The sequence below is a fragment of the Runella sp. genome (assembly GCF_027484545.1).
Lineage (GTDB): Bacteria > Bacteroidota > Bacteroidia > Cytophagales > Spirosomataceae > Runella.
On record NZ_JAIXST010000278.1, the window covers coordinates 1 to 11,914 of the forward strand.

Genomic DNA, 11,914 nt, shown 5'->3' on the forward strand with positions numbered 1-11,914 from the left:
CAGAGGCAAAACAAAATAACGGGCTTCCTAACGATAGGGTAGATTTTTGCCCTTCGTTTCGAAGATTTTGTACTAATTCCTTTTACAGTAACCCGTGCGGCTAAATTAGCACACCTCATTCATCAGTTTCTATACTTTATTAGCAACTTTGTGACAGTAATCTCACTCAAACGGGAAAATGTTTTACTATTTTTAGACCCACATTTCATCAACAGATATTCCGTACTTTAACCTCAATTAATAAACACATTCCGAAATCATGCGTATCCGTACATTTGAAGAGTATCAAGCCGCCTATCAGCACAGTGTAGAAGACCCCGAAGGTTTTTGGGCGGAAGTAGCACAGGAATTTAAGTGGCACAAACCTTGGAAAAGAGTGTTGGATTGGAATTTTACGGGCCCTGATGTAAAGTGGTTTGTAGGAGGAAAAACAAACATTACCGAAAATGCCCTTGACCGTCACTTACGGGATTTGGGAAATCACCCCGCCATCATTTGGGAGCCCAACGACCCTACTGAACCGAGCGTAACCCTTACGTACAAAATGCTCCACGACCAAGTATGTCGTTTTGCAAATGTACTTAAGCGCAACGGCGTTGTCAAAGGCGACCGCGTGTGTATTTACCTCCCCATGGTACCCGAAGCTGCCATTGCGATTTTGGCCTGTGCCCGGATTGGGGCGATTCACTCCGTGGTGTTCGGCGGATTTTCTGCCCAATCACTCACCGACCGTATCAATGATTCCAATTGCAAGGTCATCGTTACTTCCGACGGTGCAGCCCGCGGCAATAAAAATATTCCCATGAAAGATACCGTGGATGACGCATTGATTGCGTGTCCGTCGGTACAAAAAGTAATTGTGTTGACTCATACCCGCACCGCAATCTCGATGATTAAGGGCCGCGACGTGTGGTGGGAAAGCGAAATGAAACAGGTTACTTCGGATTGCAAAGCCGAAGTGATGGACTCTGAAGACCCGTTGTTCATTCTTTATACATCCGGCTCTACCGGTAAGCCCAAAGGGGTTGTTCACACCACAGCCGGCTACATGGTGTATTCCGCTTATACCTTTCAAAACGTATTTCAGTACGAACCGGGCCAAGTATTTTTCTGTACTGCCGATGTAGGCTGGATTACGGGACACAGCTACATTGTGTACGGGCCATTGCTGAGCGGCGCCACTTCACTGATGTTTGAAGGAATTCCTACCTACCCGGATGCCGGACGTTTTTGGGATATTATTGACAAACATAAAGTAGACATTCTTTACACTGCCCCTACTGCGATTCGTTCGTTGATGGGCTTTGGTTTGAAATATTTAGAAGGTAAAGACCTAAGCTCACTCAAGGTCCTGGGTTCTGTTGGTGAGCCTATTAACGAAGAAGCCTGGAACTGGTACAACGAACACATCGGTAAAGGCAATTGCCCGATTGTGGATACGTGGTGGCAAACCGAAACGGGTGGCATTATGATTTCACCAATTGCGGGGGTGACTAAAACAAAACCTACCTACGCTACCCTTCCACTGCCTGGCGTGCAGCCGATTTTGGTGGATGAAGCCGGTAATGAAATTGAAGGAAACGGCGTGAGCGGGAATCTGTGTATTAAATATCCGTGGCCTTCCATCATCCGCACTACGTGGGGTGACCATGAGCGTTGCCGTCAGACTTATTTCTCCACCTATCCCAACCGTTATTTCACGGGCGACGGCTGTTTGCGCGACGAAGACGGCTACTACCGCATCACCGGCCGCGTGGATGATGTACTCAACGTATCAGGACACCGCATCGGTACGGCCGAGGTTGAAAACGCCATCAATATGCACTCCGACGTGATTGAAAGTGCCGTGGTGGGTTATCCGCACGACATCAAAGGACAGGGAATCTACGCGTTCGTGATTTGTGAGAATACCCTCGACGACGAAGACCTTTCGCGTCGTGACATTTTGGCGACCGTTACGCGTATCATTGGGCCGATTGCTAAACCGGATAAAATCCAGTTTGTCAGAGGATTACCAAAAACCCGTTCGGGAAAAATCATGCGTCGTATTCTACGAAAAATAGCCGAAGGCGATACGAATAATTTAGGCGATATTACGACCCTTTTAGATCCCGCAGTAGTGGAAGACATCAAAGACGGTGCTTTGTAGAGTAACCCAACTATAAAAATTCAGCCCTGAAGCACTCTGCTTCGGGGCTTTTTTATTTCTTGGCATCCAATTTTTGAATCACATAATCCAGTTCCTAATAAATATTGTCCCGTTAAGGCTGTTTCAACAAATCCTCCAACGCGTACACTTTACCATTGACCAACACATAACGCACCCGTTGTGTATCGTGAATATCTTGGAGCGGATTTCCTTCCACAATACTGATATTTGCTATTTTGCCTACTTCCAGCGTACCGAGGTCTTTGTCCACATTCAGGGCTTTGGCGGCGTTAATCATGGAAGTTTGTAAGGCTTGAAAAGGTGTGAATCCGCTTTCTACGTAGTTCCAAATTTCTACGTGCAGGCTCGTGCCATAAGGCATAATGGGCGAATCGGTTCCGCTCGTAATCCGCGCACCGCTGTCCAGCAATTGTTTAGTCACTTTCCCCGCGTTGACATAATTGGCAATCAGAGGCGTGGGTTGGCTTTTCATTTGTTGAGCCGTTTCAATCATAGACGAACGATAATAGGCAGGATAAATTCGACGAAACTGCGGCGTATCAAACAAACTGGTGTCTATGGTGATGGTATTCCAAAAACCGCCCGTCAGCGCCAAGGTAGGCGTAATAACCATTTTCGATTGACTGATGATTTGAATCACATCCTCGTAGCTGTGCGCCGTGGAAGTCAACTTGGGCGAATATCCGCGCCGGCTCGTGGCTCCGATGTGTTCGACGGCATCGACTCCGTAGCGAGCGGCAGGGAAAATCTCGTGCGACGACACCGTCATCCCGTTTTGGTGGGCGTATTCGGTGATTTTTTTCTGCCATTCGTCGGGCATCCGCACGTAGGTTTTGATGAGGTCATAGTCCAGTGCCTTTGCACGATTGAGTTCCAATTTGAGTTGTGCCTCGGAGCCAATCGCCGTAGCCATGTTGTAATAAATGCGCCCGCCGTCGGTCAGTGCTCCCGTTAGAAAATGAAACGGTCCAGGACGTCGACCACTGTGCCACGCTTCCCGCTGTTCTACGGCATCGTACGGGTCCGAACCCGGCTCACGAACCGTTGTAATTCCGTATGACAACCAAATACGACCTGTTTTCTCCCCAAATTGAGCATCTAAGTGCGAATGTGTTTCAAACAACCCTGGCATAACGGTCAGATTGGAGGCGTCTATTTTTCGGTAATTGGCGGGATAATCGCTGCGGTGCGGCTGAATGGCTTTGATACGGCTGTTTTCCACAATAACGTCCACATTAGTCAGTAATTTTTCATTTTTTCCGTCAAACAATCGTCCTGCGTGAATCACGACCATGCCTTTGGGTTTGGCGTTGGTCCACGTCAAATCCAAGGGAATATCCCGTTTGGAGGTATCTGCCAAGGTCACTTTCCGCAGATGGTCAGTGGCGATATATACAATTGCTTTGGAATCTCCCGTCCAAGTTGGCGCTTCCGCCAATTCTGAAGTAACGGCGCGCGGTTGCCCCACAAATTGACCGTCTTGGTTTACGTCGATTACCCACAACAACGCATCTTTGATATAGGCTAATTTAGTGCCGTCAGGCGACCAAATGGGGCCGTTTCGGTAGCGCATGGCCGTGGTTTGATTGGGAAAAGGCGTGGTCATTCCTACGGCTTGCCCGCTTTCGGAATTAACCAACAAAAACTTACTGACCCCTTCGCGGAATTTGGCCGAATAGGCTTCCAACGCCGCCAACAGCACATATTTCCCATTGGGCGACCACGACGGCTGCCCGGGTTGGAACATGGGCTTGTAAACGGCTTTGGTAGCGCCCGTCGCCAAATCCATGATTTGAAGCATCGTTCCTACAGCCAGCGTATTGCGCAGACCCTGCTTTAAAAACGCAATCTTTTTGCCATCGGCTAACCAAGACGCCTGGTATTCATCGTCGGCGGTTTGGGTTAATTGGGTTACTTTACGCGTTGAAAGTTCTAACGTATACAAATCCATATTCCCCGTTCGGTCGGCCGAAAAAAGGAGTTTTTTACCATCGGGCGACCAAGCGGGATCGGTTTCGTAATAGCTGTCATCAGTTAATTTTACGGGTTTAGGCACTCCAATTGTCAACAGCCACAAATCTCCTAACGCCACAAAAGCCACCTGCTTGCCGTCGGGCGACACCACAGGGCCGCGAATTCCCTTTACCGGTTTTACAGAAGTCCCGTCAAAATCATAATTTTTGCGCTGATAAATTGGCGTACTGACGGTTAGGGTAGCTTGAAAAGACACTTTTTTGGTACCGCCGTCTTCCAGTCCCCGTCGTTTTATTTGCCCGTCGGAAGTATACAATAAACTTCCCTTGGCAGCCCAAGACGCCCGAAACGGAAAGACATCTTCTCCCGATTTGCTCAATTGAACGATTTTTCCAGTAGCCACTTCGACCGATAGAAGGGTTGTCTGATTGCCCGTCAATACTTGGTAACTAATCCAACGTCCGTCTTTACTCCACGCGGGTGCGCTGGGTACGCCTTTTCCCGTAGCGGCAAGGAGTTTTTCAGTAGCCGCTTCTCCAATCAAATAAATACCTGCCCCTTCATTTCGGCTCGATGCAAAAGCCACTGCCTTCCCATCGGGGGCGTAGGCAGGCGAGTAATCCTGTTCGGGATGCGAAGTAAGTGCGGTGGCTTCGCCCGTTGTTATATTCACCTTCCAAATATCATAATTACCCGTGCGATCGGAGGAGCAAACAATATGCTGCCCGTCCGGGGAAACAAAGGGTTCGCGGTGGTCAAATGGCCCAGTAGTATGTTGTTTCAGGTCTTTTCCATCTTTGTTAATACTCCAAATATGATAGGTCCCACCTCGATACGACTGAAACACAATCCGCTGTCCGTCAGGGCTCCAGCAAGGTTGCCGGTCGTCGCCCATGCCATCGGTCAGAGGAGTGGCATTCCCTCCCGTAGAAGGTATAATGTAGATGGTACCCTGCAAATCAATGGCAATGGTTTGTCCATCGGGTGAAAGTGCCAAGGCCATGTTTGTCCCTACCCTGACCGTGATTTGTTTGGAATCTAATTTTTGAGCCATGGCCTGTAGCGACCACAAAAGCAGAAGGGCAGTATAGAATTTCATGCAAACAGAATTTTATTCTAATACTACACAAATGCCTTCACTTTTTATTTACAGCAAACACAAATACACCAAATTATCAACTTATTTATCATTAAAATACAACTATTGGGACGTACGTAAACAAATAAAGAAGCCGATGTTACCACCGGCTTCTTTTCAGATAAATAAAGGAACGGGTACTATTTGCTTACTTTCAGGATTTTAATCGCCTTTTGGGTTTTGTCTTCGTACGATACCGTCACCACGTAAGAACCCGTTGGAAGTGCTTCTCCAAAGGTAACTTGCTCTCCCTGCGCCAGACCGTCAAAACTAATACGGCTGTATCCTATGATGTCATTTACTGTTAATTGACGAACCTTTTTATCGGCGATGAAGGTAAAATTCACCTGACTTGGATTGGGGAAAACTACTCCAAACGGGTTTGTATCCTGCCATTCAGGAGCACCCACACGCGCATTAGAACAAACGGTAACGTTTTTGCAGTACTGCTTGTACCAAGGAGAAGCAGAATAATTCACTCCAAGACACACTTGCCCACCCGAAAACCAAGGCCCCAAATTAATAGTTGCCTTTCCAAAACTGGGCTGTCCAGACGCAATGCTTTGCGTGGAACTGGTACACCACCAGGAGATAGCCGTTGCATTCACTAAATTAGCTGCGCTCAGTTCGTATATTTTCACATCATTGGCCACAATACAGTCCGGACCAATAATATCTGCTCCGGCAGGTGGAGTAACGGCATTTACAGTTACGTTTACCGCACTTGACGTAGTAACCGCTCCTTGATTGTCTGTTGCCTTCGCAGTAATACTATAAGTTCCCGCCACTACGCTTGTCCACGAAAAAGTATAAGGAGACGAAAGATCTTCACCCAATTTAGTGCTGCCGTTGTAAAACTCTACCTTCACTACGCTTCCGTCACTATCAGCCGCGTTGGCCGCAAGGGAAATCGTGGCAGGGGCAATGAAAGTTGCATTATTGGCAGGGGATGTTAGGCTGACGGTGGGCGCTTGATTCACCGGAGCGGCATTCACAACAATACTTACGGCACTTGAAGTTGTAATCGCTCCTTGATTATCAGTCGCCTTGCCGGTAATGCTGTAAGTTCCCGCCACTACGCTTGTCCACGAAAAAGTATAGGGTGATGAAAGGTCTTCGCCCAACTTAGTGCTACCGTTGTAAAACTCCACTTTCGCAATACTTCCATCACTATCGGCGGCATTGGCTGCAAGGAAAATCGTAGCCGGAGCGGTGAAAGTTGCGTTGTTGGTAGGTGATGTTAAACTGACTGTGGGCGCTTGATTGACGGGTGGTGGAGTTCCGGTACATACTGTCACCGTTTTACAGAATTGTTGATACCAGGGTGCTGCCGAATAATTGACTCCAATGCAGACTTGACCTCCCGTAAAATTGGGCCCAAAATTGATACTGACTTTATAGGGCTGTCCCGAAACAGGAGTCATACTTTGGGTAGAACCCACACCACCAGGCAAAACTGCTTGCATTGGGCAAATTAGCCACATTCAATTCAAAAAGTTTAGTTTCATTGGCACTCACACAGTCAGGCCCGATAATATCAGCCGTCGGATTCCCCAGATTGTTTACGTAAACAGTTATGGCCCCCGAAGTTGTTACGGCATTTTGATTATAAATGGCTTTGGCGGTAATTGTATACGCACCGGCCGCCACATTAGCCCAATCAAAAGTATAGGGAGACGAAAGGTCTTCACCTAACTTAGTGCTACCGTTGTAAAATTCCACTTTCACAATACTTCCATCACTATCGGCGGCATTGGCCGAAACAGTGATTGTGGCGGGAGCGGTCAGGGTAGTAGTATTGGTCGGAGAAGTGATACTGATAGTAGGAGGTTGATTGGGCGCAGGAGCCGCCGTTACCTGTACTGCCGACGAAGTGAGCGTACCTCCGGCACTTAAAATTGCCTTGGCTGTAAACGAATATGTACCTGCCTGAATGGCATTGATTGTCCATGAATAAGGTGATGTTGCGTCTTCCCCCAATTTAGTTGTTCCGTTGTAAAATTCTACGGTTGTCGCGGTTGTATTCCCTACGTTGGCATTGACCGTCAGATTACTGCCAATGGTTACCGTTGAATTATTGGCAGGACTTGTGATGGAAACAAAGGGAGTAGGCGGGCCAAAATTATCTGCTGGATTCAGAAGATGGTCTTTTACCCACGTACCCGATGTACTCGTATTGTTCCAATTATTACTGCCGCAAGCACCCGGATTGAGTGCGGCCGATGATTCGTCTTTGTCACAAAAGCTCCAATTGCACCAACTTACCTTAATTCCCAAAGTGTTGTTGCCAGCCATAAGACTAACCCAATTTTGAGCATTGGTGTAGTAATTGCCACCGTTGCCGGAATAGTTGCTTGTTCCCCATTCTGACACAAAAAGCGGTACCGTTTTGATCACATCATCAATGTAACTTTGCGAATAGTGCGACCCTGCATAAAAGTGAAAAGTATACATGGTATTGTACGCATTGGTTCCCGTCAGGGGATTGCTGCGCACATCGCCGGGGGCACCGCTCCACGACGGCGTACCTACCAAAACAATGGCTTCCGGATCATATTGCCGAATCACAGGAATGATTTGCTCAGCATAACCCTTTACCGATGACCAGCTTACGCCGTTGGGTTCATTACAAATTTCATAAATGACGTTCTTCTTTCCCGCGTGCTGTTGCGCCATTAATTGAAAAAACTCAATGGCATCAGCCGTATGAATGTTAGGATCACCGGGATTAAGAATATGCCAATCAATAATGCAGTACATTCCGTTCTGAGCCGACCAGTCCACCAACTGATTTACTTTAGTACGAAGTCCTACTTTATTGTTGAGATAACCGCCTTCGTCCACGTACATCGCTGCTCTGAATACATCGGCTCCCCAATCCATTGCCAGTGTCTGCAGCGCAGAGGCATTATAGCATTGGTCAAACCATTGTAAGCCGTGCGAACTCATACCGCGCAACTGAATCGGAGTGCCTGCCTCACTACAAAGTTGGCGATTGATTACCTGAAGGCGGCCATTGGCAGCCAAAGGAGTGGGCGATTGCCCAAAAGAAGAAGGATAAAAGACTATTGAGAGCCAAAAAGCCCTACAAAAGCGTAAAATTGAGTTTTTCATACACTGCTTATTAATTTATTGAACAGATAAAACAACTAAAAATCATGCTCACTTCTCCAAGCAGAAGTGGCTTTATACAGTTCGTAATAAGCAGGGTAAGTATGTAAATATCCAGAAATAAAGGTAATTAAATTCCAGTTTAAATTAATGCCGAATAAACTTGTTTTTTAACCAAAAATTTCTCGATTTGCAGCAGTTTGCTTCTAAACCCCTAAACTTCTTCTATTATGGACAAATCACAACTCGCAGGCTTTGGTAATCGCTTAGTGGCCCAAATCATTGACGGCATTATTTTAAGTATTGCCATCTCTGTTGTACTCGTACCATTTATTGCTGCTTTGCTTGGCACCAGCAATTGGAATGGCTCCCCTGAAGACGTCGTAGCTTGGGGCATTGTAGGTATGATTATCGGAATAGCATTGCTAAGTCTTTTCGTACCCTTTATTTATGAAGCCATCATGATCAGTTCTGCCCGGCAGGCTACTTTCGGTAAAATTCTCATGAAAATTAAAGTGGTGGGAGAAAACGGAGAACGTCTTTCATTTGGTCAGGCGCTCGGGCGCTCCCTCATCAAATACATCACCAGCCATTTGTGTATTTTATTGTGGTTATGGCCACTGTTCAATCCCGAAGAACAATCATTACACGATTTGGTGGTTAAAAGCTACGTAGTGAAAGGAGCCTAATGTTCAAAAAACTTTTCCTGACGGTAACGGCACTTGCCCTTACCGTTTTTTATTTTTATCATGACCCATCGGTCCGTTCCTTTGGACCCAAATGCCTCATTCATGAAACCACCGGTTGGTATTGTTGGGGCTGTGGAGGCCAACGGGCTTTTCATGCCTTGCTGCATGGCCAATTTGCTCAGGCTTTTCGATTCAATTTGTTGGTTTATATAGTAGTTCCGCTTCTACTTATGGTTCTTTACAGTGAACTGTTCAATGATTTCCGTCTATTCTATTACCTTCGCAATCGTTATTTTTCCCTTTTTTTACTCATTTTCGTTGTTATTTTTACCATTAGTAGAAACCTGCGTAGTTTTGAGTTTTTAAAACCACCCGTCCCTAAAAATGCGCTCCATCGACCTCCGTTCTGATACCGTCACCAAACCTACCAAAGAAATGCTCGAAGCCATGTTTGCCGCCGAAGTCGGCGACGACGTTTTTGGCGACGACCCTACTGTAAATGCCCTTGAAGAAAAAGCTGCCGCTCAATTTGGTATGGAAGCTGCCTTGTTTTGTACTTCGGGCACTCTAACCAATCAGTTGGCAATTCGTGTACACACTCGCCCGGGCAACGATGTGATTTGTGACAAACTTTCGCACATATACCTCTATGAAGGCGGCGGGATTGCTCTCAACTCTTTGAGTTCGGTTAAATTGTTGGACGGTGACAAAGGCCGTATCAGCGCCAATCAAGTACGCGATTCCATCAATAATCCTGATGATGTTCATGCACCGGTTTCCCGACTGGTTTCGCTTGAGAACACAATGAACAAAGGAGGGGGCTGTTATTATCAATTCTCCGAAATTGAAGCTATTAAAGAAGTTTGTCAAGGGCACGGTTTAGCACTTCATTTGGACGGTGCTCGACTTTTTAATGCCCTTGTCGAAACAGGCGAAAGTACACTGCAATTCGGAAATGTTTTTGACAGTATTAGCATTTGCCTATCCAAAGGGCTGGGTTGTCCCGTAGGCTCTCTTTTATTGGGGAGCAAGTCCTTTATCAAACAAGCCCGTCGTTTTCGAAAAGCAATGGGAGGAGGATGGCGACAGGCGGGCTTCTTAGCCGCCGCCGGAATATATGCGTTAGACCATCACATATTACGACTTCGGGAAGACCATGCCCGCGCCCGCGCCATTGGACAAATGCTTACGCATCTGCCTGAGGTGGAAGAGATTTACCCGATAGATACCAACATAGTTATCTTCCGTTTGCCCGAGACTATCCTCGCCACTGACTATGTGGCTCAGTTAGGACAAAAAGGGGTTCGGGCAGTTACGTTCGGCAAACATTTGGTACGATTTGTGACGCACTTAGATTTTACGGATAATGACTTGGAAGATTTAAAAAAACGACTGTAAAAATTATCCAACGGTCAAAAAACACGTATTTCTACGCTAAAAAAATGACTCAAAAGTTGGCACTTTTGTTGCTGTAATTTTATTACGTTTTTTTAAACCTTTTGTACTTTTTTGCGTCTAAGCAGCATAAGTCACTCGTTGTATATTTTTATTCACATTTCTAAATCTTTCGTAAGCCATGAAAAAAGTGGTCAAACTCCTCTCAGTAGCTTTAGCAGTTAGTGCAGCCGTGTATACTTACAAAAAACTGCAAATAAAAAAAGCCTAACAAAAGAGCCGCATTTAGTGCGGCTCTTTTGTTACCGAGGATTTCTACACGAAAAGTTCTTAATTTGAATATAATCAAATGTAACCTGCCCTTCGATTTCAAGTAATGAATAGTACGCCTAATCTGTTTTCATATTTCTATCCAACCCCAACAATTACAGGACCTTGCTCTTTTTTTATCCTACTGGCCTCCCTATGGAAGCTAATTCCATCAAGGAACTTACCCCAATTAATCACAGTTGACTACATAAAACCTAATGACGTACTTTTCTTTAATAAAGCAACAATTTTAGGGAAGCACGAGCAACGGAATGCTGTTACGGCTCGTAAGAGACTTAAAAGAAACACTGAGAAATCCTTTTCCATGCCGTATTACCGTACGTAATTGTAAAAAAAAAACAGTACCCAGCACTTAATATTTACTTACCAAATGCTCCAGAATCGTTTTGTTAAGCGTATTTTAGCTTACTTTGTCAGGGGGCTTATCCTTGTAGCTCCTACCTATTTTACCTTCCTGATTATCAAAGAAAGCATCGGTTATTTAGATAGTATTCTTCCTATTTATATTAACACCGATACTAAGAATTCTCTTTATTTACCCGGTTTAGGGTTACTTATTATTCTATCAGGGATTGTATTCTTAGGCTTTATTTTTTCTCGTTTTGTCCCTCAATCCGTTTTTAGTTTTGGGAAAAGCATTCTAAATAAAATGCCGTTAGTGAGCCTTATTTACTATGCAATCAAGGATCTTATTTCTGCTTTTGTGGGCGATAAGCGCAAATTTAATCAGCCGGTGTTAGTGACAATCAACCAACAATCAGACCTCAAAAAGTTAGGTTTTATAACTCAAACAGACCTTTCCAATCTTGCTATTGAAGGCTACGTAGCTGTCTATTGCCCGCATTCATACGCATTTTCCGGGGAGTTGTTTATTGTACCCAATGCAAACGTCAAACACCTTGATAATGTATCAAGTACTGATGTAATGAAGATGATTGTTTCGGGAGGAGTATCGGTGAAATATAGATAGGGACTATATTAGGGTACATTATTGGGCGGTGTATCAAATGTAATGCTGCCTCTCCAAGTTGAATTGCCAAAAGCACCAACCAATCGCCAAGTTGTGCCACTTGTCCAATTTGGAAAAGGATAGCGACTTTCTGACCA

At 45.5% G+C, this 11,914-nt stretch carries 8 protein-coding genes; 5 read left to right on the forward strand and 3 right to left on the reverse strand.

The window, feature by feature from the left end; all coding sequences use genetic code 11:
- The first annotated feature begins 259 nt into the window (after positions 1–259).
- Positions 260–2,149, forward strand: a complete 1,890-nt coding sequence (gene acs / locus Q0081_RS25130; RefSeq protein WP_298360223.1) for an acetate--CoA ligase — start codon at positions 260–262, stop codon at positions 2,147–2,149.
- Between the two features lie 112 nt (positions 2,150–2,261).
- Here the strand turns inward: acs and Q0081_RS25135 are convergent, their stop codons facing one another.
- The 3 genes from Q0081_RS25135 to Q0081_RS25145 form a co-directional block, all read right to left on the reverse strand.
- Positions 2,262–5,243 carry an amidohydrolase family protein gene (locus tag Q0081_RS25135; RefSeq protein WP_298360225.1) on the reverse strand — a complete coding sequence of 994 codons (2,982 nt, stop codon included), beginning with the start codon at positions 5,241–5,243 and terminating at the stop codon, positions 2,262–2,264.
- Positions 5,244–5,422: 179 nt separating this feature from the next.
- Positions 5,423–6,748, reverse strand: a complete 1,326-nt coding sequence (locus Q0081_RS25140; protein WP_298360227.1) for an Ig-like domain-containing protein — start codon at positions 6,746–6,748, stop codon at positions 5,423–5,425.
- Positions 6,678–8,396 carry a cellulase family glycosylhydrolase gene (locus Q0081_RS25145; protein ID WP_298360229.1) on the reverse strand — a complete coding sequence of 573 codons (1,719 nt, stop codon included), beginning with the start codon at positions 8,394–8,396 and terminating at the stop codon, positions 6,678–6,680. The genes Q0081_RS25140 and Q0081_RS25145 overlap by 71 nt, the downstream gene beginning before the upstream one ends.
- A 227-nt stretch (positions 8,397–8,623) precedes the next feature.
- On the opposite strand from Q0081_RS25145, the gene Q0081_RS25150 reads away from it, so the two are divergent.
- The 4 genes from Q0081_RS25150 to Q0081_RS25165 all read left to right on the forward strand — a co-directional run bounded on the left by Q0081_RS25150 (position 8,624) and on the right by Q0081_RS25165 (position 11,777).
- Positions 8,624–9,082: an RDD family protein gene (locus Q0081_RS25150; RefSeq protein WP_298360231.1), complete on the forward strand. Its 459-nt coding sequence runs from the start codon at positions 8,624–8,626 to the stop codon at positions 9,080–9,082.
- Positions 9,082–9,492, forward strand: a complete 411-nt coding sequence (locus Q0081_RS25155; RefSeq protein WP_298360233.1) for a DUF2752 domain-containing protein — start codon at positions 9,082–9,084, stop codon at positions 9,490–9,492. The genes Q0081_RS25150 and Q0081_RS25155 overlap by 1 nt, the downstream gene beginning before the upstream one ends.
- A complete protein-coding gene (locus Q0081_RS25160; RefSeq protein WP_298360234.1) occupies positions 9,467–10,480 on the forward strand; it encodes a low specificity L-threonine aldolase in 1,014 nt (337 codons plus the stop codon). The genes Q0081_RS25155 and Q0081_RS25160 overlap by 26 nt, the downstream gene beginning before the upstream one ends.
- A 697-nt stretch (positions 10,481–11,177) precedes the next feature.
- Positions 11,178–11,777: a DUF502 domain-containing protein gene (locus Q0081_RS25165; RefSeq protein ID WP_298360236.1), complete on the forward strand. Its 600-nt coding sequence runs from the start codon at positions 11,178–11,180 to the stop codon at positions 11,775–11,777.
- The last annotated feature ends 137 nt before the right edge of the window (positions 11,778–11,914 follow it).